General features: G+C 70.2%; 24 protein-coding genes. 16 read left to right on the plus strand and 8 right to left on the minus strand.

From position 1 onward, the window contains the following. Positions 1–43 precede the first annotated feature (43 nt). Together MRBLMI1x_RS07275 and MRBLMI1x_RS07280 are read left to right on the plus strand one after the other, a co-directional pair. A complete protein-coding gene (locus MRBLMI1x_RS07275) occupies positions 44–1,240 on the plus strand; it encodes an LLM class flavin-dependent oxidoreductase (RefSeq protein WP_414685570.1) in 1,197 nt (398 codons plus the stop codon). Continuing rightward, a complete protein-coding gene (locus MRBLMI1x_RS07280) occupies positions 1,237–1,881 on the plus strand; it encodes an FMN reductase (RefSeq protein WP_018187180.1) in 645 nt (214 codons plus the stop codon). Before MRBLMI1x_RS07275 ends, MRBLMI1x_RS07280 begins: the two co-directional genes overlap by 4 nt. Before the next feature lie 2 nt (positions 1,882–1,883). On the opposite strand, the gene MRBLMI1x_RS07285 is transcribed toward MRBLMI1x_RS07280, so the two are convergent. Then, complete coding sequence (locus tag MRBLMI1x_RS07285) at positions 1,884–2,483, minus strand: DedA family protein (RefSeq protein ID WP_363457645.1); 600 nt, start codon at positions 2,481–2,483, stop codon at positions 1,884–1,886. Positions 2,484–2,634: 151 nt separating this feature from the next. Here MRBLMI1x_RS07285 and MRBLMI1x_RS07290 point away from each other — a divergent pair, with 151 nt between their 5' ends. After that, positions 2,635–4,590 (plus strand): GDSL-type esterase/lipase family protein, encoded by a 1,956-nt coding sequence (locus MRBLMI1x_RS07290; RefSeq protein ID WP_363457648.1) that lies wholly within the window; start codon positions 2,635–2,637, stop codon positions 4,588–4,590. Between the two features lie 4 nt (positions 4,591–4,594). On the opposite strand, the gene MRBLMI1x_RS07295 is transcribed toward MRBLMI1x_RS07290, so the two are convergent. Both MRBLMI1x_RS07295 and MRBLMI1x_RS07300 read right to left on the minus strand, forming a co-directional pair. Next, positions 4,595–5,275 (minus strand): response regulator, encoded by a 681-nt coding sequence (locus MRBLMI1x_RS07295; protein WP_363457651.1) that lies wholly within the window; start codon positions 5,273–5,275, stop codon positions 4,595–4,597. Beyond that, positions 5,272–6,537 (minus strand): sensor histidine kinase, encoded by a 1,266-nt coding sequence (locus MRBLMI1x_RS07300; protein WP_018187184.1) that lies wholly within the window; start codon positions 6,535–6,537, stop codon positions 5,272–5,274. The genes MRBLMI1x_RS07295 and MRBLMI1x_RS07300 overlap by 4 nt, the downstream gene beginning before the upstream one ends. 125 nt (positions 6,538–6,662) lie before the next feature. Between MRBLMI1x_RS07300 and MRBLMI1x_RS07305 the strand changes: the two genes are divergently transcribed. Next, positions 6,663–8,102, plus strand: a complete 1,440-nt coding sequence (locus tag MRBLMI1x_RS07305; RefSeq protein ID WP_020098285.1) for a C4-dicarboxylate transporter DctA — start codon at positions 6,663–6,665, stop codon at positions 8,100–8,102. 62 nt (positions 8,103–8,164) lie between these two features. On the opposite strand, the gene MRBLMI1x_RS07310 is transcribed toward MRBLMI1x_RS07305, so the two are convergent. Beyond that, the gene (locus MRBLMI1x_RS07310) at positions 8,165–8,347 is read right to left on the minus strand and encodes a DUF5302 domain-containing protein (protein ID WP_018187186.1); all 183 of its coding nucleotides are present in this window, start codon (positions 8,345–8,347) and stop codon (positions 8,165–8,167) included. Between the two features lie 296 nt (positions 8,348–8,643). Here MRBLMI1x_RS07310 and MRBLMI1x_RS07315 point away from each other — a divergent pair, with 296 nt between their 5' ends. The 6 genes from MRBLMI1x_RS07315 to MRBLMI1x_RS07340 all read left to right on the plus strand — a co-directional run bounded on the left by MRBLMI1x_RS07315 (position 8,644) and on the right by MRBLMI1x_RS07340 (position 14,899). Beyond that, the gene (locus tag MRBLMI1x_RS07315) at positions 8,644–10,908 is read left to right on the plus strand and encodes a polyribonucleotide nucleotidyltransferase (RefSeq protein ID WP_363457655.1); all 2,265 of its coding nucleotides are present in this window, start codon (positions 8,644–8,646) and stop codon (positions 10,906–10,908) included. 215 nt (positions 10,909–11,123) lie between these two features. After that, positions 11,124–12,143, plus strand: a complete 1,020-nt coding sequence (locus tag MRBLMI1x_RS07320) for an aldo/keto reductase (protein WP_363457658.1) — start codon at positions 11,124–11,126, stop codon at positions 12,141–12,143. 65 nt (positions 12,144–12,208) lie between these two features. After that, positions 12,209–12,808: a histidine phosphatase family protein gene (locus tag MRBLMI1x_RS07325; RefSeq protein ID WP_363457661.1), complete on the plus strand. Its 600-nt coding sequence runs from the start codon at positions 12,209–12,211 to the stop codon at positions 12,806–12,808. Between the two features lies 1 nt (position 12,809). Further along, complete coding sequence (locus MRBLMI1x_RS07330) at positions 12,810–13,631, plus strand: sulfite exporter TauE/SafE family protein (protein WP_363457664.1); 822 nt, start codon at positions 12,810–12,812, stop codon at positions 13,629–13,631. A gap of 9 nt (positions 13,632–13,640) precedes the next feature. Then, positions 13,641–14,453, plus strand: a complete 813-nt coding sequence (gene dapB, locus MRBLMI1x_RS07335) for a 4-hydroxy-tetrahydrodipicolinate reductase (protein WP_018187191.1) — start codon at positions 13,641–13,643, stop codon at positions 14,451–14,453. Beyond that, on the plus strand, positions 14,450–14,899 hold the full coding sequence (locus tag MRBLMI1x_RS07340) for a tetratricopeptide repeat protein (RefSeq protein ID WP_363457668.1): 450 nt from the start codon (positions 14,450–14,452) through the stop codon (positions 14,897–14,899). Before dapB ends, MRBLMI1x_RS07340 begins: the two co-directional genes overlap by 4 nt. Positions 14,900–14,916: 17 nt before the next feature. Here MRBLMI1x_RS07340 and MRBLMI1x_RS07345 read toward each other — a convergent pair whose 3' ends face one another. The 4 genes from MRBLMI1x_RS07345 to MRBLMI1x_RS07360 all read right to left on the minus strand — a co-directional run bounded on the left by MRBLMI1x_RS07345 (position 14,917) and on the right by MRBLMI1x_RS07360 (position 17,316). Then, a complete protein-coding gene (locus MRBLMI1x_RS07345) occupies positions 14,917–15,807 on the minus strand; it encodes a TIGR01777 family oxidoreductase (protein WP_363457671.1) in 891 nt (296 codons plus the stop codon). Then, positions 15,800–16,225, minus strand: a complete 426-nt coding sequence (locus MRBLMI1x_RS07350) for an OsmC family peroxiredoxin (RefSeq protein ID WP_018187194.1) — start codon at positions 16,223–16,225, stop codon at positions 15,800–15,802. Before MRBLMI1x_RS07350 ends, MRBLMI1x_RS07345 begins: the two co-directional genes overlap by 8 nt. Positions 16,226–16,319: 94 nt before the next feature. Then, on the minus strand, positions 16,320–16,886 hold the full coding sequence (locus MRBLMI1x_RS07355; RefSeq protein WP_363457674.1) for a DUF4395 domain-containing protein: 567 nt from the start codon (positions 16,884–16,886) through the stop codon (positions 16,320–16,322). Beyond that, positions 16,879–17,316, minus strand: coding sequence for a TlpA family protein disulfide reductase (locus tag MRBLMI1x_RS07360; protein ID WP_336123371.1), 438 nt, complete (start codon positions 17,314–17,316; stop codon positions 16,879–16,881). Before MRBLMI1x_RS07360 ends, MRBLMI1x_RS07355 begins: the two co-directional genes overlap by 8 nt. Before the next feature lie 83 nt (positions 17,317–17,399). Between MRBLMI1x_RS07360 and thyX the strand changes: the two genes are divergently transcribed. From thyX to MRBLMI1x_RS07390, 6 genes are all read left to right on the plus strand, one after another. Then, positions 17,400–18,143, plus strand: coding sequence for an FAD-dependent thymidylate synthase (thyX, locus tag MRBLMI1x_RS07365; protein WP_020098293.1), 744 nt, complete (start codon positions 17,400–17,402; stop codon positions 18,141–18,143). Between the two features lie 27 nt (positions 18,144–18,170). Next, a complete protein-coding gene (locus MRBLMI1x_RS07370; RefSeq protein WP_363457679.1) occupies positions 18,171–18,923 on the plus strand; it encodes an SDR family NAD(P)-dependent oxidoreductase in 753 nt (250 codons plus the stop codon). Between the two features lie 129 nt (positions 18,924–19,052). Further along, a complete protein-coding gene (gene dapA / locus MRBLMI1x_RS07375; RefSeq protein WP_018187199.1) occupies positions 19,053–20,030 on the plus strand; it encodes a 4-hydroxy-tetrahydrodipicolinate synthase in 978 nt (325 codons plus the stop codon). Next, a complete protein-coding gene (locus MRBLMI1x_RS07380) occupies positions 20,027–21,703 on the plus strand; it encodes a ribonuclease J (protein ID WP_026302895.1) in 1,677 nt (558 codons plus the stop codon). Before dapA ends, MRBLMI1x_RS07380 begins: the two co-directional genes overlap by 4 nt. Positions 21,704–21,724: 21 nt before the next feature. Next, positions 21,725–22,216 (plus strand): GNAT family N-acetyltransferase, encoded by a 492-nt coding sequence (locus MRBLMI1x_RS07385; RefSeq protein WP_018187201.1) that lies wholly within the window; start codon positions 21,725–21,727, stop codon positions 22,214–22,216. A 66-nt stretch (positions 22,217–22,282) separates the two neighbouring features. Further along, positions 22,283–24,991 (plus strand): DNA translocase FtsK, encoded by a 2,709-nt coding sequence (locus tag MRBLMI1x_RS07390; RefSeq protein ID WP_363457684.1) that lies wholly within the window; start codon positions 22,283–22,285, stop codon positions 24,989–24,991. The last annotated feature ends 26 nt before the right edge of the window (positions 24,992–25,017 follow it).

A 25,017-nucleotide genomic window follows, 5' to 3' on the forward strand; every position in this document is an offset into this window, starting at 1 on the left:
AGACATCGTGAGCGACACCAGCAGCGCCGCCAGCTGGCCCGGGGTGCAGTTCGGCATCTTCACCGTCACCGACATCACGCAGGACCCGACCACGGGTCACACGCCAAGCGAGCGTGAGCGCATCTCGGCGACCGTCGAGATCGCCAAGCACGCTGAAGAGGTCGGCCTCGACGTGTTCGCGATCGGCGAGCACCACAATCCGCCGTTCTGGTCGTCCTCGCCGACCACGACGCTCGCGTACATCGCCGCGCAGACCGAGCGCCTGATCCTCTCGACCTCCACGACGCTCATCACCACGAACGACCCGGTGAAGATCGCCGAGGACTACGCGATGCTGCAGCACCTCTCGGGCGGCCGCATGGACCTCATGCTGGGCCGCGGCAACACCGGCCCGGTCTACCCCTGGTTCGGCAAGGACATCCGTCAGGGCGTCCCCCTCGCGATCGAGAACTACGCTCTGCTGCACAAGCTGTGGCGCGAGGACGTCGTCGATTTCGAAGGCAAGTTCCGCACCCCCCTCCAAGGCTTCACCTCCACACCCCGTCCCCTCGACGGAGTGGCGCCGTTCGTCTGGCACGGCTCGATCCGCACGCCCGAGATCGCAGAGCAGGCGGCCTACTACGGCGACGGATTCTTCGCGAACAACATCTTCTGGCCCGCCGAGCACTATCAGCGCCTCATCGGTCTGTACCGCCAGCGCTGGGAGCACTACGGTCACGGCGCCCCCGAGACGGCGATCGTCGGCATCGGCGGACAGGCGTTCATGGCGAAGAACTCGCAGGAAGCCAAGGCGCAGTTCCGCCCGTACTTCGACAACGCCCCCGTCTACGGCCACGGTCCGTCGATGGAGGACTTCTCCGAGATGACGCCGCTGACCGTCGGCTCGCCGCAGCAGGTCATCGACCGCTATGCGGGGATGCGCGACCTGTTCGGTGACTTCCAGCGGCAGCTGTTCCTCGTCGACCACGCCGGACTCCCGCTCAAGATGGTCCTCGAGCAGCTCGACTTCCTCGGCGGCGAGGTCGTCCCCGTCCTCCGGAAGGAGCTCGCGAAGGATCGCCCGGCGATCGTGCCCGACGCGCCGACGCACGCCGCGCGCGTCGCGGCCACGTACGGCGACGGTCCCGCACGCGACGCACGTCCCCGCGCCAACCGCGGCGACAACCTGTCGGGCCCGAGCCCCTACCAGGACACCCCGACGCCCGTCGGTGCCGCGTTCGGTCTGGGTGGTGCGCGATGACCGCCCGTCGCATCGCCGTCGTGTCGGCGGGGCTCTCGAACCCCTCGTCGACGCGCATGCTGGCCGACAAGCTCTCGGCCGCCGTGCTGGCGGACCTGCGCGAGCGGGGGGTGGAGGCATCCGTCGACACGTTCGAGCTGCGCGAGTACGCGCACGACATCACGAACAACCTGCTGACCGGCTTCGCGCCGCCCGCGCTCGAGACCATGATCAACACGGTGGTCTCGGCGGACGCGCTGATCGTCGTGACGCCGATCTTCTCTACGAGCTACTCGGGGCTGTTCAAGTCGTTCATCGACGTGCTCGATCCCGACGCGCTGCAGGGGAAGCCCGTACTGATCGGCGCGAACGCCGGCACGGCCCGTCACTCGCTCGCCATCGACTACGCGATCCGGCCGCTGTTCGCCTATCTGCACGCCGAGGCCGTCTCCACCGGTGTCTTCGCCGCGTCGTCGGACTGGGGCGCGCGCGCGGACGATGTGTCGCCGCTGTCGGCGCGCATCGAGCGCGGCGCCCGGGAACTGGCGGATGCCGTGACCCGGCGCCCGGCGGAGGACGCTCTCGACCCCTTCGATCCCGAGTCCTACCTCGGCAAGGGCGGATCGTTCGGACACCTGCTGGGCGGTCTGTCCGGCGAGTGACCTCACCGACGCGCGCGGCGGCCCGACAGGCGGGCCGCCGCGGCGTCGATGACCATCCCGAGGGCGATCGCGACGACGATCGATACGATGACGGCGATCACCGGGTCTCCGGGCAGGAGCGCGCCGATCGCGGCGCCCACGACGGCCTGGTAGAGCGCCCACGCGGTGGCAGCCACTGCGACCGCCGCGAAGTAACGGCCCATCGGCACCCGGGTGGCGCCGGCCGTGAGGTTGACGGCCAGGCGCGCGAACGGGATGAACCGGGCCGTGAACACCACGGTCGCCGTGCTTCTCGCGAGACGCGACCCCGCCCAGGCGAACGCCGATCGGATGCGGGGGTGCCGCATCCACCGCCACCGTTCCACTCCCGCGACACGGCCCACGGCGTAGCACAGCGCATCCCCGCAGAAGGCGGCGAGGGCGGCGACAGCCACGGCGGCGGCGAGCGGGGGAGTGCCGGTCGCCGCGGCGAGCGCTCCGGTCGCCGTGACGGCCACCTCACCGGGTATCACGACGAGAACCGCGTCTGCCAGGACGAGGGCAAACAGCGCCGGGAGGGCCCACGGGCTCGAGGCCAGACTCGTCAGGAGATCGCCGATCACAGGCTTCTGCGTACCAGCGTCCGGTGAACGCCGCGCGAACGGGGGACGGATGGCGACGCGGCGGTGACCGTACCGGGAGGGGCGGATGAACACTCCGCGATCAGGCCCTTCGAAGCCCCGGCGGAGTCCTCCGCACCGGCACCCTGGTCCTGTGAGAGTCGCGGTCATCACCGAGTCCTTCCTCCCGCACATGAACGGGGTCACCGGATCCGTCCTGCAGATCCGGGAGCACCTCCAGCGTCGCGGGCACGACGTGTTCGTCGTCGCTCCCGGGGTCCGGCGCCACGAGCTCGGGATGCCGGGCCGCGCCGTCGCCTCCTTCCCGCTGCCCCGCTACCCGGCGGTCCGCGTCGCCGTGCCGCCCGCGGCGTCGATCGCCCGCGACCTGGCGCGGTTCGGCGCCGACGTGGTCCACCTCGCCTCGCCGTTCCTCCTCGGGTGGCAGGGCGTGCTCGCCGCAGAGTCCCGGCGGCTGCCGAGCGTCGCCGTGTACCAGACCGACGTGATCGCCTACGCCGCGAGATACGGTCTGCCCCAGGCGACCGCGCTCGCCGAGGCGCAGGTGCGACGGCTCCACCGGCGGGCGACGCTGACCCTCGCACCCTCTGCGGCGGCGCACTCCCAGCTCCACGCGCTCGGGATCGACCGCGTCGCGCTGTGGGGCCGCGGGGTCGACGGGCAGCGCTTCACCCCGGAGCGCCGTGACGACGCATGGCGTGCGCGCATCGCCCCCGGCGAGGTGATCGTGGGGTACGTCGGCCGACTCGCTCCCGAGAAGCAGGTCGAGGATCTCGTCGCCTTGCAGGGGACCCCCGGCATCCGCCTCGTCATCGTCGGCGACGGCCCCGCTCGACCGGCGCTGGAACAGCTCCTGCCGGATGCGGTGTTCCTCGGGCATCTCGACGGGGAAGCGCTGGCGACAGCCCTCGCGTCGTTCGACGTGTTCGTCCACCCCGGCGAGAGCGAGACGTTCGGGCAGACCATCCAGGAGGCCCAGGCCAGCGGTGTCCCCGTGGTCGCGACCGGGATCGGCGGGCCGGTCGACCTGGTCCGCAGCAGCGTGGACGGCTGGCTGTACCGCCCGGGTGACGCCGACGACCTCCGTGCCCGCGTCGTGGACCTCGTCGGCGACGATGCGAAGCGGCGCGCGTTCGCGCAGGCGGCGCGGTCGGCGGTCTCGGGACGCACCTGGGACGCACTGGCCGATCGCCTGCTCGAGCACTACGACCGGGCCGCCGTCCTCAACCGGCGGGATGCCGGGCGTCGAGTCGTGGCGTGGCCCCGCCCGGACGCGGCGGTTCCCGTCCCGCGACGCAGGTGGTCCCGGTACGTCGCGCTGGGCGACTCCATCACCGAGGGCCTCTGCGACACGTCGCGGATGCCGGTGGGTGCGTTCCGGGGATGGGCGGACCGGCTGGCGCACCTGCTGGCCCTCAGCGGCGGCGATGCCCGCCCGTTCCGCTACGCCAATCTCGCCGTCCGGAGCCGCTGTGTGGCGCACCTCGTTGACGAGCAGCTGCCGCGGTGCCTCGGGATGCGCCCCGACCTGGTGTCCGTCCTGATCGGCGCGAACGACCTCGTGCGGATCACCTGCGACCCGGTCGCGCTCGCCGCCCGGGTGGAGGATGCCGTGACCCGGCTGCGCGACGCCGGGTCCGACGTCCTGCTGGCCACCGTCTTCCTGCCCGACCGGGTCGCCGCACGCGTGTTCACGCGCCGCTTCGCGATGTACAACGCCCGCCTCCGTCAGGTCGCCGCGCGCACCGGCGCGATCCTCCTCGACCTCGCCGACGAGACGGAGCTCGCGCGCGTCGACCTGTGGGCCGACGACAAGGTGCACCTGCGCTCCCGTGGGCACCGCTACGTCGCGTACCGCGCGGCGGAAGCGCTCGGCGTGCCGCACGCGGACGCGCTCGCCGACCTCGACGAGGCCTTCCACGTCGACGAGGACCCGACGTCGCCGGGCTCGTGGCTGCGTCGCGACGCACTCCCGTGGATGTGGCGGCGGTTGCGGGGGCGCACGGCCGGGGACGGTCTCACCGCGAAGGTGCCGGACTACGTGCTGGTCGGTCGAGCGTCGGGGCGGGCCGGTCTGCCGAGGTCGTGACCGCTCATCGGGCCCAGCGGTACTCGGTCTCGGGACGCCCCGGCGTCCCGTAGCGCTGCGCCCGCTCGGCGCGTCCGGCGTCGGCCAGGTGCTCGAGGTAACGCCGCGCGGCGACCCGCGACATCCCGAGCCGATCAGCTGCCTCCCGTGCGGAGACGGGTCCGGTCCGCAGCATGGCGCTCACGCGGTCGAACGTGTCAGCAGAGAGCCCCTTGGGCAGGGTGGGGGCGGGCGAGGTGCGCAGAGCCCCCAGCATCGCGTCGATCTCGGCCTGCGTCGCCGCGCCGGCGGACTGCATCACCTGCTCGCGGAAGTGGAGGTACTGCCGCATCCGCTCCTGGAAGTCGCCGAAGGTGAAGGGCTTCACGAGGTACTGCGCGGCGCCGAGAGCGATCACCTGCCGTACGACGTCCGCCTCCCGCACCGAGGTGATGGCGATCACGTCGACGGTCCCTGTATGCGCGCGCAGGTGGCGGAGGACGTCGAGGCCAGACCCGTCCGGCATCGTCATGTCCAGGAGCACGAGGTCGATCTCCGGCGCCCTCGGGCTGTCGAGGAGGGCAGCGACCGCCGCGCGCGCCCCGGTGGCTTCGGCGACGACCTCGAAGCCGTCCAGCCGCTCGACGTACCGGCGGTGGAGCTCGAGGGTGAGGGCGTCGTCGTCGACGATCAAGACACCGATCATGCGTCCCGCCGAGGAAGGATCACGCGGAAGGTGGTGGGGTCGGACCGCAGGGAGATCGTCCCCTCGGCCTCGTCGACGATGGCACGGACCAGGGCGAGCCCGACGCCGCGCCCCGCGGCGCCCGCGGGTTTCGTCGAGAACCCGTGCTCGAAGATGCGGTCGACGATCTCGGCCGGGATCCCGGCTCCGCTGTCGGCGACCTCCAGGGCCAGTTCGTCCTCGGTCGTCCGCGTCATCTTCACGTCGACCCACCGAGGAGCGGGACCGGATGCCGCGGCATCCAGTGCGTTGTCGATCAGGTTGCCGACGACCGAGACGGCGTCGACGGGGGAGAGGACCGAGCGTGGGGCATCGGCGTCGATGCGGGCCCGCCATTCGACGCCGCGCTCGCCCGCCTGCGACGCCTTGCCGAGCAGGAGCGCGCCGACGGTGGGATCGCCCTCGCGGCGGGCGGCGACCTGGTCGACGAGGAGCTGACTCTGCCGTGCGTCCTCCGAGAGGATGCCGATCGCCTCGCGCGTGCGCCCGAGCTCGAGCAGCGCGATCGCGGTGTGCAGCCGGTTGCCGTGCTCGTGCGTCTGCGACCGGAGCGCCTCGCCGAGGGTCCTCATCGATTCGTACGAGGAGACAGCATCGCGGACGGCCCCCGCCGGCAGGTCGCCGGCGACCCGCCGCGTCGCGCGTCGGGCGAGGAGAGCCCCCGCGAGTCCCGCCGCTGCCAGGACGACGGCGATCGCGACGGCGACGAGGACGCGGGGCCCGAGGGCCTCGGTGATCGAGCCGATCGTGACGCCGACCGATACCCGTCCGACGACCCCGCCCTCGGACAGGACGGGCACGATCGTTCGGACCGAGGGTCCGAGCGTGCCGGTGAACTCCTCGGTGAGCGATGCGGTGCCGGTCGGGATCGTCCCGATGTAGGCCTCACCGATGCGCGCCGGGTCCGGGTGGGTGATGCGGATGCCGGCCGGGTCCATGATCGTGACGAAATCGACGTCGGCATCCGCCGTGACCGCCTGGATCTCGGGCTGCAGGAGGCGCGTCGCGGCGGCGCGGTCGCCGCGCGCAAGGGCATCGGCGACCCCGGTGCTGTCGGCGATCGTCTCGGCGACGGCACGGGTGACGCGCTCCGCCTCGGCCCGGGCGGCGCGCTGTCCCTCCCAGAGGAGGATGCCCGCGATCGCCAGAGACAGGACGACGACGGCCGCCGCGACGGCCAGGAACACGCGGGATGCCGCGCTCGCGGCGCCGGAACGGGCCACATCGCCTCCTCTCGCCGCTCTGCGACCAATACGACCACAACTGCCGGGGCGCGTGCACACCCGGCACGCTGATCCTCGTCGACACCGCCGTCGACTCCGACAACGACTGTCACCCAGGAGAGATCATGGCCCTCACATCCTCGTTCCGGCTTCCCGGATACAACCCGCGCAGGGGCAAGCAGGCGTGGGACAAGCACACGTGGCTCTACATCTCGGTCATCATCGCCGTGGTCCTCGGCTGCGTCGTCGGCCTCATCTGGCCAGCTTTCGGGGAGTCCCTCGAGCCGGTCGGCAAGGCGTTCGTGAACCTGATCAAGATGATGATCGCGCCGATCATCTTCTGCACGATCGTCGTGGGCGTCGGATCGATCGCGAAGGCGGCGACGGTCGGTCGCATCGGCGGCCTCGCCCTGCTGTACTTCATGGCGATGTCGACGTTCGCACTCGCCATCGGTCTCATCGTGGGCAACATCATCCACCCGGGTGAGGGCCTGAACATGCAGAACGCCCAGTACGACGCGGGCGACGCGACCGAGGCGAAGACCACGACCGAGTTCATCCTCGGGATCATCCCGACGACGTTCTTCTCCGCCTTCACCGGCGAGAGCGTGCTGCAGGTGCTCTTCATCGCGCTGCTGGTCGGCTTCGCCCTGCAGAAGATGGGCGCGAAGGCCGAGCCCATCATGACCGCGGTCAAGCACCTCCAGGCCCTCGTGTTCCGCATCCTCGGCATGATCCTCTGGCTCGCCCCGATCGGCGCCTTCGGGGCCATCGCCGCCGTCGTCGGCAAGACCGGGTTCGCGGCGATCGTGAGCCTCGGCATCCTGATGATCGCGTTCTACATCACGTGCATCGTGTTCATCGTGGGCGTGCTCGGCACGATCCTGTACGCCGTCGCCCGGGTCAACATCTTCCAGGTCATGAAGTACCTCGGGCGCGAGTACCTCCTCATCGTCGGCACGTCCTCGAGCGAGTCGGCCCTGCCGCGCCTCATCGCCAAGATGGAGCACCTCGGCGTCTCCAAGCCCGTCGTCGGCATCACGGTGCCCACCGGCTACTCGTTCAACCTCGATGGCACCGCGATCTACCTGACGATGGCCTCGCTGTTCATCGCGACCGGTCTCGGCGCCCCCATGTCGATCCCCGAGCAGATCGGCCTCCTCGTCTTCATGATCATCGCCTCGAAGGGTGCGGCGGGCGTCACCGGAGCGGGTCTCGCGACCCTCGCCGGCGGCCTGCAGGCCTACCGTCCCGACCTGGTCGACGGCGTCGGCGTCATCGTCGGGATCGACCGGTTCATGTCCGAGGGTCGTGCGCTGACCAACTTCACCGGGAACGCCGTCGCCACGCTCCTCATCGGCACGTGGACGAAGCAGATCGACCGCGAGCAGGTGGCGGCGGTCCTCGCCGGTCGTCGCCCGTTCGACGAGGCGACGCTGACGGCCCACGGGGTCTCCGACGACACCGGTGCCGTCGACACCTCGGGTCTGAACGACGCGGCGCTCGCCGAGGCGGAGGCCAAGGAGGACCGGGCGCGCGCACGTCGCGCCGAGCTCGGCAGCTGATACGCGACCGTACGACGAAGGCCCGGACGCCACTCGGCATCCGGGCCTTCGTTCGTTCGGGGTCAGCCGCTCTTGCGTCGGAACTCGCGCTTGGTGACGGCGCCGTGCGTCCCGTGCACCGAGGAGTCTCCGTCGAGGTGGGCTTCACCCTGACGGCTCCGCGAGTTCTTCTTCTCGAGCGCCTCGCGGAACTTCCGCTTCATGTCATCGGATGCCGCGTCCGCGGTCTTCTCGTCGTCGCTCATCCCGCCACGATACGCACAGAAGGGGGTCCGCTGTTAGGCTGGGTCGGGTTGCCCGCGGTTCTCATCGCGGCATCCGCTCAACTTCACAGTGAGCTCATGGAGCAGGCCCGGCAGGAAGCTGGTCCCCTGTGGTGGATTCCCATCCCGTTTCCGGCGGATGGTGGTCTTCGACTGGTGGCCAGCGCAGGCGGACTTCGCGGATGTCTCCGCGCGCCCATATCTGCCTGTTCCTGTTCCTTCGCATGATCTCGTGCGCGAAACGCGCGTGCGAGTCTAAACAAAGAAGGAGAGACCTCTTGGAAGGTCCAGAAATCACCGCCGCCGAAGCCGTTCTCGACAACGGCCGTTTCGGCACCCGCACGGTCCGGTTCGAGACCGGACGACTGGCACAGCAGGCGCAGGGCGCCGTTGCCGCTTACCTCGACGAAGAAACCATGCTCCTGTCGGCCACCAGCGCCGGCAAGCACCCCCGTGAGGGCTTCGACTTCTTCCCGCTGACCGTCGACGTCGAAGAGCGTTCGTACGCAGCAGGCAAGATCCCCGGTTCGTTCTTCCGTCGCGAGGGACGTCCCTCCACCGAGGCGATCCTCGTCTGCCGCCTCATCGACCGGCCGCTGCGTCCGTCGTTCGTCGACGGCCTCCGCAACGAGGTCCAGATCGTCGTCACGGTTCTCTCGATCGCACCCGGCGAGTACTACGACGCCCTCGCGATCAACGCGGCGTCCGCGTCGACGCAGATCTCCGGTCTGCCGTTCTCGGGCCCGATCGCCGGCGTGCGCCTCGCGCTCATCCCCGGCCATGGCGAGCACGCCGACCAGTGGGTCGCGTTCCCGAACCAGGCCCAGGTCGAGGAAGCCGTCTTCGACCTCATGGTCGCCGGTCGCGTGCTCCCTGACGGCGACGTCGCGATCATGATGGTCGAGGCCGAAGCCACCGAGAACAGCTGGAACCTCATCAAGGGCGGCGCCGTCAAGCCGAGCGAAGAGATCGTCGCCGGTGGCCTTGAGGCCGCCAAGCCGTTCCTCAAGCAGCTCGTCGAGGCGCAGGCTCAGATGGCCGCGTCCTCGTCGCGCGAGCCCGGCGTCTACCCGGTCTTCGCGCCGTACAGCTCCGAGGTCTACGACTTCGTCGCCGGCCGCGCGTACGACGACCTGGTGAACGTGTACCAGATCGCCGACAAGCAGGAGCGTCAGGCTGCCGACGACAAGGTCAAGGACCGCGTCAAGGCCGAGCTGATCGCCGCCGTCGAGGCGGAGGAGCTCCCCGCCGGTGCGCCGCTCGAGTTCTCGGCCGCATACAAGTCGGTCACCAAGATCGTCGTCCGCGGTCGCATCCTCGCCGAGGGCGTCCGCATGGACGGTCGTGGCCTCGCCGACATCCGTCCGCTCGACGCCGAGGTGCAGGTCATCCCGCGCGTCCACGGCTCGGCGGTCTTCCAGCGCGGCGAGACCCAGATCATGGGTATCACCACGCTGAACATGCTCAAGATGGAGCAGCAGATCGACTCGCTGTCGCCCACGACGAGCAAGCGCTACATGCATCACTACAACTTCCCGCCCTACTCGACCGGTGAGACCGGCCGTGTCGGCAGCCCCAAGCGTCGCGAGATCGGGCACGGCTTCCTCGCCGAGCGCGCCCTCGTGCCGGTGCTGCCCAGCCGCGAGGAGTTCCCGTACGCGATCCGTCAGGTCTCCGAGGCGCTGAGCTCGAACGGCTCGACCTCGATGGGCTCGGTCTGCGCCTCGACCCTCTCGCTGCTGAACGCGGGTGTGCCGCTGCGCGCCCCCGTCGCCGGTATCGCGATGGGTCTCGTCTCCGACGAGGTCGACGGCCAGACGCGCTACGCCGCGCTGACCGACATCCTCGGTGCCGAAGACGCGCTCGGAGACATGGACTTCAAGGTCGCCGGAACGAGCGAGTTCATCACGGCGATCCAGCTCGACACGAAGCTCGACGGCATCCCGTCGTCGGTGCTCGCCGCCGCGCTGACCCAGGCCAAGGAGGCTCGCCTCACGATCCTGAACGTCCTGAACTCGGCGATCGACGCACCCGACGAGATGGCGCCCACCGCGCCCCGCGTCATCAGCGTCCAGATCCCCGTCGACAAGATCGGTGAGCTGATCGGCCCCAAGGGCAAGACGATCAACGCGATCCAGGACGAGACCGGCGCTCAGATCTCGATCGAGGACGACGGCACCGTGTACATCGGCGCTGTCGACGGACCCTCGGCCGAGGCCGCCCGCGCACAGGTCAACGCGATCGCCAACCCGACCAACCCCGAGGTGGGCGAGCAGTTCCTGGGCACGGTCGTCAAGATCGCGACCTTCGGTGCGTTCGTCTCGCTCCTTCCCGGCAAGGACGGCCTGCTGCACGTCAGCGAGGTCCGCAAGCTCGCCGGTGGCAAGCGCGTCGAGAACGTCGAAGACGTCCTCGGTGTCGGCCAGAAGATCCTCGTGCGCATCACGAAGATCGATGACCGCGGAAAGCTCTCGCTCGAGCCCGTCGTCGAGGAGTCGGCTCCGGCCGGCGACGCGCCGGCAGAGGCACCCGCCGAGGCCTGAGCCACGCTCTGACGAACGCCCGTCCTCTTCGGAGGGCGGGCGTTCGCCGTTGCCCGGGCATTCGCCGGCCGCACGTGCGCGAACCGTTATGGAAACGTCACCCGCCGTCGTGCCTGCAGACGCGCCGTGTCGGAGGGCTGTTCTACCCTCGGAGTGAGCGCATCCGAGGGTGCGTGGGCACGTGAAACCCCCGAGCGCTCCGCGAGGAGACGGGTATGGCAGCATACGAGACGGCGGATCAGACGTCGCCGACGGTGACGCCCGGTACCCACCCCTCCGGTCCGCTCCCGGTCCACGGGGCACCCGTGGGGCGCGCGATCCGCGTGCCGTTGGGGGAGACAGGCTTCTCCGTGTTCCCGCTCATCCTCGGCGGCGCCGAGTTCGGCTGGCACGTCGACATCGCCGCCGCCCACGCGATCCTCGATCGCTACGTCGAGCGCGGCGGCAACGCGGTCCACACCTCCGACAGCTACGCCGCCGGTCGTAGCGAGCACGTCATCGGGCGATGGATGGCCGGGCGGCGCAACCGCGACGACGTCGTCCTCTCGGTCCGCGTCGGACGCGGCGCCGACAACCCCGGGCTCGGACCCGTCAACCTCGTGCGCGCCGTCGAGTCGTCCCTCATCCGGCTCGGGACGGATCGGATCGACGTCCTGTCGCTCGACGGCACCGCCGATCGCACGACGCTGCTCGAGGACACCTTGGCGACGGCCGAGTGGCTCGTCGAGTCCGGCAAGGTGCGGGCCATCGGAGCGGCCGGGTACCGCGCGACCCAGCTCGTGGAGGCTCGGATCCTCTCGGCTGCCGGCTACCCCCGGTTCACCGTGCTCGACGTTCCCTACAACGTGCTCCGGCGCGACGAGTTCGACGGTGACCTCCGCCTCGTCGCCGGAGCCCAGGGCATCGCGGTGACGCCCTCGCAGGCACTCGAGCACGGGTACCTCTCGGGCGTGCACCGCGAGCGCGACCGCGTCGGAGGGTCGGTGCGCGGGCGTCAACTCGCCGCCAGCATGAACCGGCGCGGCGCGCGCACGCTCCGCGCGCTGGATCGGATCGCGGGGGAGTTGACCGTCCCCCCGGCCGCCGTCGCGATCGCCTGGCTTCTCGCGCAGCGCATCGTCGCCGCCCCGATCGTGAACGCCTACGCCGTCTCGCACGTCGACGAACTCGTCCAAGGCGTCGGAGTGCACCTCAGTCGCGCACACCTCGCCGAGATCGCACGGGCGACGGATTGAGGCTGGTTTAGGGTGGAAGTGAGCCCGGGGAGCCCGCGGTGCACCCCGACGAAGCGAGCAATCACGTGACGCACTATCTGTACCTGGTGCGGCACGGCGAACACCTCGACGCCGAACACGGCCTCGCTGACGGACCGCTGTCCCCGCGAGGACGTCGTCAAGCGGAGCTCCTCGCCGACCGCCTGTCGGGGGTCCCTCTCACGGCCGTCTGGCACTCGCCGTTGCTGCGCGCCGCCGAGACCGCGCGAGCCGTCGCCGAGCGGCTACCGGCCGTCGACCCCGAGCCCACGGCTCTCCTCTTCGACTGCGTGCCGAGCGGCATGACGCCCGACACCCCGCACGTCTACGAGCCGTTCTTCGGCGGCGTCACCGAGGCCGAGGCCGACGCGGGATCCGCGCAGATGGCGGATGCCGGGGCGGAGTTCCTCGCGCACCGTCCCCACGCGCACGAGTTGCTCATCACCCACAACTTCGTGATCGCCTGGCTCGTCCGCGAGGTCCTGCAGGCGCCCGAGTGGCGCTGGCTGACGATCAACCAGGCCCACTGCGGCTTGACCGTTCTCGCGCAGCGGCCGGGGCGCCCCTGGTCGCTCGTGTCCCACAACGACCTGGCACACCTCCCCGTGGAGCTGCGGACGGGCCTTCCCGACATCCTCTCGGTGTGAGGTGCTGACCGGTCCTCTGCTCGCCGACTGGCTCCCCGTCTCCGCGAGCGCGCTGCTGTTCCTCGTGGTCGCTGCCGGAGTCGCCGGCTGGGTCGACGCCGTCGTGGGCGGCGGCGGCCTCATCCAGTTGCCGGCGCTGGTCATCGGCGTACCGAAGGACGTCGCGACCCCCTTCATCCTCGGAACGAACAAGCTGAGCTCGTTCTTCGGGACGCTGTCGGCCAGCTGGGTCTATCTGCGGCGGGTGAAGGTCCACCTCGTCCTCCTGATCCCACTCGTCGTCGGCGCCTTCGCGGGGTCTGCCGTCGGCGCCGCGCTGTCGAGGTACGTCCCGCGCGAGGTCCTGACCCCGGTCGTCCTCGTCGCCGTCGTGGCGGTCGGCGTCTACACGCTCCTGCGTCCCCGGATGGGCCTGCATCACGAGCCTCGGCATGCCGAGCGTCGTGCAATCGTCTGGCGCTCGGGAGTCATCGGACTCGGCGTGGGGTTCTACGACGGCATCCTGGGACCCGGAACCGGCTCGTTCTTCGTGATCCTCCTCGTCGGGGTACTCGGCTTCGGCTTCCTGCAGGCGAGTGTCAACGCGAAGATCGCGAACCTCACGACGAACCTCGCCGCGCTGATCGTCTACGGAGTCCACGGCGAGATCATCCTGGCGCTCGGTGTCGTCATGGCGTGCGCGAACATCACGGGCGGCTTCATCGGTGCGAGGATGGCGACCCGCGGCGGCAACGGATTCGTCAGGATCGTCTTCCTCGTCGTCCTGGGTCTGCTGGTCGTGAAGCTCGCGTGGGACACGGTCGCCGCCGTCCTCCCCGCCTAGGCTGGACGCATGACGACGCGCGTGGCCCTGGTGGGCGGGACCGGCAAGCTCGGCAGCATCATCGCCGGGGTCATCGCCGCGACGGAGGGCTTCGAGACGGTCGCCGTGCTCGGCTCCGCCAGTGACCTGGCCGAGTTGGACGCCGCCGACCTCGTCGTCGACGCGTCGACCCCCGCCGTGTCGATCGACGTCGTCCGCGCCGCGATCGAGCGGGGCAAGAACGTCCTCGTCGGGACCTCCGGCTGGTCGGCCGAGCGCATCGCCCTCGTCCGTCCCCTGGTGGATGCCGCGGGCACCGGCGCGGTCTTCATCCCCAACTTCTCGCTCGGCTCCGTCATCGGGTCGGCTCTCGCCGCAGCATCCGCCCCGTTCTTCCCCTCGATCGAGATCGTCGAGACCCACCGCGAGACGAAGGTGGACTCCCCGAGCGGCACCGCCGTCCGCACCGCGGAGCTGATCGCCGCCGCCCGCTCCGAGGCCGGCCCCGTCGAGGCACCGCACGTCGACCAGCGCGCCCGCGGCCAGCAGATCGCGAGCATCCCCGTGCACTCCCTGCGCCGTCCGGGGGTCGTCGCTCGGCAGGAGACGATCCTGTCAGGACCAGGGGAGTCCCTCATGATCGTCCACGACACGATCGACCCCGCCGCGGCCTATGCCCCCGGCATCCGTGTCGCCCTCGCGGCGGCGCGGGACGCGTCCGGCGTCGTCGTGGGGCTCGACTCGATGATCGACATCGGCATCCGGATGCCGCAGCCCGCCCGCACCGCGCCCGTCGCCGACGGCGACGCCTCCGACCAGGCCGCAGCGGCGACCGCCCGATGAGGACCCGGATCGGCGTCGCGATCGTCGCCGTCACCCTCGCGCTCTACATCTACCTGGTCGGCCAGCGCGCGGTGCTGCTCGTGGCCAGCGGTGATCCGGTCGGCATCGCCATGGGTGTCGCCCTCGTGCTGCTGCCCGTCGTCGCCATCTGGGCCCTGTGGCGAGAGCTGAGTTTCGGTGCCGGAGCGGAGCGCCTGGGGCGGCGACTCGAAGCCGAGGGCGCCCTGCCCGCGGAGGAGCTCACGCTCCGCCCCAGCGGCAAGCCCGTCCAGGCCGAGGTCGACGCCCTCTTCCCCGCCTACCGCGACGCCGTCGAGGCCGACCCGGCTGACTGGCGTGCCTGGTACCGGCTCGGGCTCCTCTACGACGGAGCCGGCGACCGTCGGCGCGCCCGCGGCGCGATCCGTACCGCGATCTCGCGCGAGCGCGCCGAGCGCCGCCGCTGACGAAGCTCCGAGCGGCTTCAGACGGCCGCGGCCACCGCGTCCTCGACGGTCGGGTGGTGGAACTCGAACCCTGAATCGAGGAGGACCGCAGGCACGACGTGCGAGTCCGTCGCGAGCAGCGCGTCGACGGCGTCCTTGCCCAGGACGAGCCGGATCGCCCACAGGGGTGCGCGCAGCAGGTAGGGCCGGTTCAGGCGACGGGCGAGCGCGAACCCGAGGTCGTTCGCCGTGGCACGCCCGGGCCCGGTCAGGTTCACGGGTCCCGTGATGCCGTGATCCATGACGTGACGGATGCCGCGGATCTCGTCATCGAGCGAGATCCACGGCCACACCTGGGTCCCGCGACCGAGCGGCCCCGACAACCCGAGCTTGGTGAGCAGCATGAGCGGCTTCAGCACACCGTCGCGGTGCACGACCGGAGCGGTGCGCAGGAGCGCCGTGCGCGCACCCGACGCGACGGCGGCAGCCTCCCACTCGCCGCAGAGTTCGGACAGGAACGCGTCGCCCCGCGGACCGGACTCGTCGAACGTGCGCCCATGGCCATCGGGCGGGTAGTACCCCGATGCCGATGAGCTGACGAACAGCGGCGCGTCGTCTCCGAGCTCCCGCAGTGCGCGGGCGAGCGTCTGCGTCGGGCGCAGACGCGACCAGACCAGCTGCTTCTTGTACGAGGCCGTCCACGGGAAGCGTCCGATGGTCGCCCCGTTGAAGTTGACGACGGCCTCCGCACCGGCGAGCACGGCGGGATCGAGCGGCTTCTCGCCGGGCGCCCAGGTCACCTCATCCGGTCCCTGCGCGGGGTGCCGGACGAGCCGCGTGACGGTGTAGCCGTCGGCGACGAGGGAATCGATGAGGGCGCGTCCGATCAGGCCGGACGCGCCCGAGACGACGACGCGGCGCTCAGGCAAGCGTCGCCTCGAGCGTGATCTCGATGCCCGACAGAGCGGCCGAGACGGGGCATCCCGTCTTCGCCTCGTTCGCGATGCGGTCGAAGTCCTCCGCCGACAGGCCGGGGACGGTGGCGCTGACGTTCAGGTGCGAGCCGGTGATGCCGGTCCCGGGGATGAAGGTCACGGATGCCGTCGTCTCGACGCTCTCGGGAGGGGTGCCGTTCTCGGCCAGGGCATTCGAGAGGGCCATGCTGAAGCACGACGAATGGGCCGCTGCGATCAGTTCCTCGGGGGTCGTCACCGAGGTCGATCCCTCGCTGCGCGCCTTCCAGTTCACGGGAAGCGGTCCCTGGTTGGAGCTCTCCAGGGCGACCTCGCCCGACCCTTCGAACAGGGTGCCCTTCCAGCTGGTGGTGGCTTCGCTCGTGACGCTCATGGTGTCTCCTCTGTCGTGGTCGTGACCGATCGCTGCCGAGCATATGCCTCGCGATTCAGAGCGGGATATGACTTGACGCGGACCGAGCCGACCGTCAGGCGGTGCGGCCGACGAGACCGACGCGCTGCAGGAGGAGCCACAACTGGCATCCGAGGCACAGGCCGAACGCCGCGTTCAGGAACGCAGCCATGAAGGCGAGCGCCGCCGCGATGGGGAGGGCGAGCGGGACGCCGAGCACGTGCAGGGCGAGGCCCACGGTCGTCACGAACAGACCGACGCCCTGCGCGAAGCGGGGCGGGCGGGGATCCTCGAGGTCGGTCGGGGGAGCGAGGCGCGGCTGGATCACCCGGCGGTACAGCACGCCCCACGGTGCGGTGCGCGGCGAGACGACGCCCCAGAGGAACAGGAGCGCGATGACGAGGACGGCGAGGAAGCCGGGGTCTGCGACGCGGGCTCCGACCGGAGCCATCTCGATCGCCCAGGCCCTCCCCGCGACGAAGGCGAAGTCCCCGACGGGCTGGTAGGCGAACCAACCGAACGACGCGGAGCCCTGGGTAGAGATGCCCACGAGAGCCAGCAGCGTCGCGACCAGGAGCAACACTGCGGTGACGGATGCCGCGAAGCGCGGGCCTCGGGGGTCGATCCCTCGCACCTCAGCCACGATCGGCTCCCGCCGTCACGCGGTCGAGCTCCATCTCGACGACCTGGCGGCCCGGGACACCGCCGAAGCGGGAGCGCACCATGCCGTCCTTGTCGAGGATCAGTGTCGTGGGCGTCTGCAGGACGCGGAAGTGCTGGGCGATGTCGACGCGGTGCGTGAGGTCGACGTTCAGGTGCAGGACGCCGTCGCGGTCGTCGGCGATCTCGCGGAGCGTGCGGTGGACGCCGGGGCACCGGCTGCACATCTCGGTGCTGAACTGCAGCAGCGTCGCCGTCTCGCCGAGTCGTTCGGCCCCGAGACGGGTCGGTTCGACGATCTCGCGCGGGTCGAAGGGACGGGGCCGGTTCTGCCGCCACCGCAGGGTCAGACCGATGCCGATGGTGACCACGAGGAGCGCGGTCAGCACGAGGATGGCGGGGAGGAGTTCCATGACCGCTCCACAGTAGTCCTGCGCGCTGTGGTGCGGTTCGCCCCGCGTCGTTCGTGACGGCCCCGGCGGGTAGTGTGTGAGCCGTGAGTGAGCGCCCCGAGAGCCCCGAGATCGAGTTCCGCAGCGATGTCACGGTCGAGCTGGTGCGCTCGTCGGCAGCGGACAGTGACGTGCTGTTCGCGGCGCGCGTGTCGACGCAGGGCGAGCAGACCCTCGCTTCGGCCGCCGACGGCTCCGAGGCGACCGCCCGCGACCGCGGCCTCATCAACTACCTGATGCGCGATCGGCACGGCTCGCCGTTCGAGCACAACTCGATGACCTTCTACGTGCAGGCGCCGATCTTCGTCTTCCGCGAGTTCATGCGGCACCGGATGGCGTCCTACAACGAGGAGTCGGGCCGCTACCGCGAGCTCCGTCCCGTGTTCTACGTCCCCGCGCCCGAGCGGAACCTCGTCCAGGTCGGCAAGCCCGGCGCGTACCAGTTCCTCCCCGGTTCCGAGGAGCAGGTCGAGCTCGTTGCCCGCGAGACGCGCGAGGCATCCATCGCCGCCTTCGAGAGCTACCAGCGGATGCTGGATGCCGGCGTCGCGCGTGAAGTCGCCCGCATCGTCCTGCCGCTCAACATCATGTCGTCGATGTACGTCACGGTGAACGCCCGGTCGCTCATGAACTTCCTGTCGCTGCGCACGATGCGCGAGGGCACGCACTTCCCGTCGTTCCCGCAGCGCGAGATCGAGATGTGCGCCGAGAAGATGGAGAACGTGTGGCGCGAACTCATGCCGCTCACGTACGCCGCCTTCAACGCGAACGGTCGCGTCGCCCCCTGACCTCCGGCGCGTCCTAGGCTGACGCGCATGACCCGCACTGCACTCGTCACGGGAGCGAGCTCCGGTATCGGAGCGGAGTACGCCCGCCAGCTGGCGGCGCGCGGCGCCGACGTCGTCCTCGTCGCACGGGACCGCGGCGCCCTGCAGGTCCTGGCCGACGAGATCGAAGGCCGCGGTGGACGTGCCGAGATCCTCGTCGCGGACCTGCTGGACCCCGCTCAGCGACGGCTCGTCGAGGAGCGACTCGAACGGGGCGTCGACCTTCTCGTCAACAGCGCTGGGTACGGGCTCTCGCTCGGGTTCGCCTCGGGCGACATCGAAGACGAGGCCCGGCACCTCGAACTGCACGTCGAGGTCACGATGAGGCTGACACGGGCCGCCCTGCCGGGCATGCTCGCGCGAGGACGCGGCCGCATCCTGAACATCGCCTCGGTCGCCGCCCTCGTCCCGCGTGGCACCTACGGCGCGGCGAAGGCCTGGGTCGTCAGCTTCAGCCGGTGGGCGAACGCGGTCTACGCCCCGAGGGGAGTGACCGTCACGGCGGTCTGTCCCGGCTACGTCCACACGAACTTCCACGAGCGACTCGGCCTGCCGCCGGGGGAGGAGGGGGTCGCCGGCTGGATGTGGCTGACCGCCCCGCAGGTGGTGCGCGCGTCGCTGAAGGATGCCGCGCGCGGCCGGGCCGTCAGCATCCCGTCACTCCGGTACAAGATGCTCGTCGCCCTGTCGCGGCTGCTGCCCGATCGCCTCGTGGTCGCCGCCGCCTCCCGCGGCCGCTGACGCAGAAGACCGCTCCGCCGCGCGACTCGCCGCTGCTCTGCGATACCGGTCGCCCCGCGACCGCCCCGCCACCCACCCCCAACGAACCCACGACGCGGCCGACGGACCCCGACCGGTACCCTGGGAACCATGACGCACTCCGCCAATCCGTTCGGTCAGGTGCTCGTCGCGCTCGTCACTCCGATGACGGCCGACGGCGAGGTCGATTGGCCGGCCGTAGAGAAGCACATCGACGACGTCATCACCGGCGGTGCCGACGGCATCGTCGTGACCGGCACGACCGGAGAAACCAGCACGCTGACGGATGCCGAGAAGCTGAAGCTCGTCGAGGTGGGCAAGTCCGTCTCCTCCGGCCGCGCGAAGATCATCACGGGCGGCGGTTCCAACGAGACCGCGCACGCGATCGAGCTCTACAAGGCGAGCGAGAAGGCCGGCGCGGACGGCATCATGATCGTCACGCCGTACTACAACAAGCCGACCCAGGCCGGCATCCTGACCCACTTCCGCCTCGTCGCGGACGCCACCGACCTGCCGGTGATCCTCTACGACATCCCCGGTCGCACCGGCGTGCCCATCAAGTACGAGACGATCCTCCGCCTCGCCAAGCACCCGAACATCCTCGCGGTGAAGGACGCCAAGGGGGACTTCAGCGAGGTCAGCCGGGTCCTCAACCAGACGGACCTGCTCTACTTCTCCGGCGACGACGCGAACGTCCTCCCGCACCTGTCGATCGGCGCCGCGGGTCTCATCGGCGTCACGGCGAACATCACGTCGGCTCCGTACCGGGCCATCGTGGATGCCGTCAACCGGGGAGACCTCACGACGGCGACCGCCGCCCACCAGAAGCTCGAACCGCTCGTCCGTGCCGTCATGACGCACGTCCCGGGGACGGTCAGCGCCAAGTACATCCTTCACGGCCTCGGCCGCATCTCGAGTCCGCGCGTGCGCTTGCCGCTCGTAGGACCCGAAGAGTGGGAGGCCGCCCTCATCGAGGACGAGCTCGACCTCGTGAAAGACATCGAGGGCGCCGACTTCTCCAACTTCCGACCTGATCGCAATGCCGCTGCCGGCGGCGCCCTTCCGAAGGTGCATGGAACCACTCGATGACAAATACCGTCTCCGCCCCCGCCAAGCTCGCTCCCGGAACGCTCCGGGTGACCCCCGTCGGCGGACTCGGTGAGATCGGTCGCAACATGACCGTCTTCGAGTTCGACGGCAAGCTGCTGATCGTCGACTGCGGCGTGCTCTTCCCCGAGGAGCACCAGCCCGGCGTCGACCTGATCCTCCCGGACTTCGAGGCGATCCGCGGACGCCTCGACGACATCGTCGGCGTCGTCCTCACGCACGGCCACGAGGACCACATCGGTGCGGTCCCGTACCTGCTCAAGCGCAAGGGCGACATCCCCCTCATCGGCTCGCAGCTGACCCTCGCGCTCGTCGAGGCGAAGCTCAAGGAACACCGGATCAAGCCCTATACGCTGACGGTGAAGGAGGGGCAGCGCGAGCAGGTCGGACCGTTCGACCTCGAGTTCGTCGCGGTGAACCACTCCATCCCCGATGCGCTCGCCGTCGGCATCCGCACCCCTGCCGGACTTGTGCTGGCAACCGGTGACTTCAAGATGGATCAGCTGCCGCTCGACGGCCGCCTCACGGACCTCCGCGCCTTCGCGCGTCTCGGCGAAGAGGGCGTCGACATGTTCCTCGTCGACTCGACGAACGCGGACGTGCCCGGGTTCACCCCGCTCGAGCGGGCGATCGGCCCGGTGCTCGACCAGGTCATCGGCAAGGCGCCGCGTCGCGTCATCGTCGCGAGCTTCTCGAGCCACATCCACCGCGTCCAGCAGGTCATCGACGCGGCCGCCGCGCACGGTCGCCGCGTCGCGTTCCTCGGCCGCTCGATGGTCCGGAACATGACGATCGCCGAGCAGCTGGGGTACCTGCACGTGCCCGACGGTGTGCTGATCGACTACAAGAAGGCCAAGGACCTGCCCGACGACCGCATCGTCTACATGTCCACCGGGTCGCAGGGAGAGCCCATGGCGGTCCTGTCCCGCATGGCCAACCTCGACCACGCGATCGAGCCGGGGGAGGGCGACACCGTCATCCTCGCGTCGAGCCTCATCCCGGGCAACGAGAACGCGGTGTACCGCGTGATCGACGGCCTGACGAAGCTCGGCGCCAACGTCGTCCACAAGGCGAATGCGAAGGTCCACGTCTCGGGCCACGCCGCCGCGGGCGAGCTGCTCTACTGCTACAACATCCTGAAGCCGAAGAACGTGCTCCCCGTCCACGGCGAGTACCGGCACCTGATGGCGAACGCGAAGCTCGCCCAGGACAGCGGCGTCCCCGCGGCGAACACGATCATCGCCGAGAACGGCACGGTCATAGACCTCAAGGACGGCGTCGCGACGGTCGTCGGTCAGCTCGACCTGGGCTTCGTCTACGTCGACGGATCGTCGGTCGGCGAGATCACGGATGCCGACCTCAAGGACCGCCGCATCCTCGGTGAGGAGGGCTTCATCTCCGTCATCGTGGTGGTGGATGCCGCGACCGGCCGCATCGTCACGGGGCCTGAGATCCACGCGCGCGGAGTCGCGGAGGACGACGCCGTGTTCGATTCGGTGAAGCCGAAGATCGCCCAGGCGCTGACCGAAGCCGCCCAGTCGGGCGTCCGCGACCCGCACGCCCTGCAGCAGGTCGTCCGTCGTACGATCGGCCGCTGGGTGAACCAGTCGCTGCGTCGCCGTCCGATGATCGTCCCGATGGTGATCGAGGCCTGACCCGGGCGCTAGCATTCGGGCATGCCCGAGTCGTGGTCGCTTCGTCCTGCCACGCAGGCGGACGGCGTGTTCCTCGGCGACATGGTCGTCGAGGCCGCCAACTGGCGAGCCGGCGCCCCGCGACCGCGGCATGAGATCCTGGCCGATCCCGATCACGGTCGGTACCTCGCCGGATGGATGCGCCCGGGGGACGTCGGTTTCGTCGCCGTCGCCGGGTCGGAACTGATCGGCGCGGCCTGGTACCGCACCCTCCCTCGGACCGACCCCGGATTCGGCTACGTGGGGACCGGGGTGCCCGAGCTCATCATCGGGGTGAAGGCGCTCTGGCGCTCGCACGGCGTCGGTCGCACTCTGCTGCGCCGGCTGTGCGAGGCCGCTCGAGCCGAGGGCCGCGCGCGCATCTGCCTCTCCGTCGAGCGAGGTAATTTCGCGCAGGTCCTCTATCGCTCGGAGGGGTTCGCGGTGACCCGCAGCGGATTCGGGCGCGACACCATGATCAAGCGCCTCTCTTGAGTCCCGACGGTCGCGGGGTCGCGTCAATCCTGGGACATGTCGGTCCCGCGGCTTACCGTGGAGAGTATGCCCAGGAGTAGCAGTCCGACCAGCAAACCCCGCGCGTCCGCGTCGGGCTCCTCGGCGCGCGCGAAGAAGGCCGATCCGGCCCCCCGCCGCAAGGCCGAACCCGCACCGCGCCACTACGTCGATGACGCCGATCGGCCGCCGATCGTCGTCCGCGCGTGGCTGGGCCTCGCGCACATCGCGGGCGGCATGTTCCGGGCGTTCGGATCCGAGTCCCTCGAGAAGGATCAGCGCCGCGACGGGTTCCCGTTCCTCCTGGTGCTCATGGCCGTCGCCGGTGCGGTCGTGGAGTGGTTCCTCATCGGTACCGAGGTCGGGACGAACATCAGCGCCTACTCGGTTGGTGCGCTCATCGGCCGCGAGGCCTTCATCTTCCCCGTCATCCTGCTGATCCTGGCCGGGTGGCTGTTCCGGCATCCGCCGTCCGTCCACGACAACGGGCGCATCGGCATCGGTGCCGGGCTGTTCATCCTGGCGGTGGCCGGTTTCTGCCACGTCGTGGCCGACCGGCCGAAGCCCAGCGAGGGTCTGATGGCGTTGAGCGCCGCGGGTGGACTGTTCGGCTGGGCGATCGGTGAGCCCCTGACGGTGCTGACCGAGGTGGGCGCCGGAATCGTCATGGGCCTGCTCGCCCTGCTGAGCGTGCTCATCCTGACCAAGACGCCGCCCAACCGCATCGGGCGTCGCCTGGGCGACCTCTACGCCTGGATGTTCGACGCCGAGCGGCCCGATCCCGACGCCGCCCCGGCGAAGGGACAGACCGGCCCGACGGTCGCGTTCGACGCTCCCGAGGACGAGAGCGATTCCCTGCCCTGGTGGCGCCGCAACAAGTCCGGCCGTGAGGAGGACGCCGACGGCGGCCTCGGAGCGGACGACCTCACGGCCCTCCTCGAGGCGAGCGGTGACGGCAGCTTCGACAACCCCGTCACGACGCCGACCCCCGAGGTCGTGCCCGACGCGGTCACCGAGATCATCGCGCCCGCCGCTCCCCGCACGCCCGGCCGCAAGCGCGACGCCGTGCCCGAGGCGCCGCCGGTTCCGCCGCTGCCCGATTTCGTGGCCGCGAACCTCGACTCCGTCGATCCGGATGCCGCCGACTACCGCCTGCCCTCCGCTGACGCGCTCGCGGCGGGGACGCCCCACAAGGCGCGCTCCGAGGCCAACGACGCCATGGTCCGCGCGATCATGGGTGTCTTCGAGCAGTTCTCCATCGACGCCAAGGTGACCGGGTTCTCCCGCGGCCCGACCGTGACGCAGTACGAGATCTCGCTCGGCTCGGGGGTCAAGGTCGAGCGCATCACGGCGCTCACGAACAACATCGCCTACGCCGTCGCCTCCAACGAGGTCCGCATCCTCGCGCCGATCCCCGGCAAGAGCGCCATCGGCGTCGAGATCCCGAACACCGACCGCGAGATCGTCACCCTCGGCGACGTCCTCCGCTCGCCGAACGCGCAGCAGGCGACGCATCCCATGACGATCGGCATCGGCAAGGACGTCGGCGGCGGGTACGTCGTCGCCAACCTCGCGAAGATGCCCCACCTGCTCGTCGCCGGCTCCACCGGCTCGGGTAAGTCGAGCTTCGTGAACTCCATGATCACGAGCCTTCTGATGCGGGCGAAGCCGTCGGACGTCCGCATGGTCCTCATCGACCCGAAGCGCGTCGAGCTCACGTCGTACGCCGGGGTGCCACACCTCATCACGCCGATCATCACGAACCCCAAGAAGGCGGCCGAGGCGCTGCAGTGGGTCGTGAAGGAGATGGACATGCGGTACGACGACCTCGCGTCGTTCGGCTTCCGCCACATCGACGACTTCAACAGGGCGGTCGTCGCCAACGAGATCCAGCTCCCCGCGGGCAGTGAGCGCGTCCTCAAGCCCTACCCGTACCTCCTCGTGGTCGTCGACGAGCTCGCAGACCTCATGATGGTCGCGCCCCGCGACGTCGAGGACTCGATCGTCCGCATCACGCAGCTCGCCCGTGCCTCCGGCATCCACCTCGTCCTGGCGACGCAGCGTCCGTCGGTCGACGTCGTCACCGGTCTCATCAAGGCGAACGTGCCCTCGCGTCTGGCCTTCGCGGTGACGAGTGTCACCGACTCGCGCGTCATCCTCGATCAGCCCGGAGCCGATCGCCTGATCGGTCAGGGCGACGGTCTCTTCCTGCCGATGGGTGCCTCCAAAGCGGTCCGCGTGCAGGGGGCATGGGTCGCCGAGAAAGAGATCGAGAAGGTCGTCAACCACGTCAAGAACCAGGCGCGTCCCGAGTACCGCAAGGATGTCGAAGCGGTCATCGAGAAGAAGGAGATCGACGCCGACATCGGTGACGACCTCGAGCTCCTCCTGGCGGCTGCCGAGCAGATCATCACGACTCAGTTCGGCTCGACCTCGATGCTGCAGCGCAAGCTCCGGGTCGGCTTCGCCAAGGCCGGACGCCTCATGGACCTCCTCGAGGCGCGCGAGATCGTCGGCCCTTCCGAGGGCTCGAAGGCCCGTGACGTCCTTGTGACGCCCGACGAGCTCCCCGCCGTTCTCGCGCGCCTGCGCGGAGAGGAGCCGCCGGAGGATGCCGCGCCCGCCGCCGCCCCTGCGGCTGCGGCCGTCGCGACCGACCCTTACGGGCCGGACGCGGTGACGGAGCAGTTCGAGGGTTACGAGGTCGTCGAGTCCGAGGGCGATGAGGATGCCTGGGGTCTCACCGGCCGCGACTGACGTCGGCTGCGGGGCTCGGTAGGCTC

Origin of the sequence: Microbacterium sp. LMI1x-1-1.1 (genome assembly GCF_040676205.1) — a bacterium.
Taxonomy (GTDB): Bacteria; Actinomycetota; Actinomycetes; order Actinomycetales; family Microbacteriaceae; genus Microbacterium; species Microbacterium aquilitoris.

Bases quoted from the DNA above. Each gene is read 5' to 3' on its own strand.
- MRBLMI1x_RS07295 (WP_363457651.1), bottom strand. From the start codon at position 5,275: ATGATCGGTGTCTTGATCGTCGACGACGACGCCCTCACCCTCGAGCTC.
- MRBLMI1x_RS07390 (WP_363457684.1), top strand. From the start codon at position 22,283: ATGCCCAGGAGTAGCAGTCCGACCAGCAAACCCCGCGCGTCCGCGTCG.
- MRBLMI1x_RS07320 (WP_363457658.1), top strand. From the start codon at position 11,124: ATGGCAGCATACGAGACGGCGGATCAGACGTCGCCGACGGTGACGCCC.
- MRBLMI1x_RS07350 (WP_018187194.1), bottom strand. From the start codon at position 16,225: ATGAGCGTCACGAGCGAAGCCACCACCAGCTGGAAGGGCACCCTGTTC.
- MRBLMI1x_RS07340 (WP_363457668.1), top strand. From the start codon at position 14,450: ATGAGGACCCGGATCGGCGTCGCGATCGTCGCCGTCACCCTCGCGCTC.
- MRBLMI1x_RS07280 (WP_018187180.1), top strand. From the start codon at position 1,237: ATGACCGCCCGTCGCATCGCCGTCGTGTCGGCGGGGCTCTCGAACCCC.
- MRBLMI1x_RS07370 (WP_363457679.1), top strand. From the start codon at position 18,171: ATGACCCGCACTGCACTCGTCACGGGAGCGAGCTCCGGTATCGGAGCG.
- dapA (WP_018187199.1), top strand. From the start codon at position 19,053: ATGACGCACTCCGCCAATCCGTTCGGTCAGGTGCTCGTCGCGCTCGTC.
- MRBLMI1x_RS07385 (WP_018187201.1), top strand. From the start codon at position 21,725: ATGCCCGAGTCGTGGTCGCTTCGTCCTGCCACGCAGGCGGACGGCGTG.
- MRBLMI1x_RS07380 (WP_026302895.1), top strand. From the start codon at position 20,027: ATGACAAATACCGTCTCCGCCCCCGCCAAGCTCGCTCCCGGAACGCTC.
- MRBLMI1x_RS07305 (WP_020098285.1), top strand. From the start codon at position 6,663: ATGGCCCTCACATCCTCGTTCCGGCTTCCCGGATACAACCCGCGCAGG.
- MRBLMI1x_RS07360 (WP_336123371.1), bottom strand. From the start codon at position 17,316: ATGGAACTCCTCCCCGCCATCCTCGTGCTGACCGCGCTCCTCGTGGTC.
- dapB (WP_018187191.1), top strand. From the start codon at position 13,641: ATGACGACGCGCGTGGCCCTGGTGGGCGGGACCGGCAAGCTCGGCAGC.
- MRBLMI1x_RS07310 (WP_018187186.1), bottom strand. From the start codon at position 8,347: ATGAGCGACGACGAGAAGACCGCGGACGCGGCATCCGATGACATGAAG.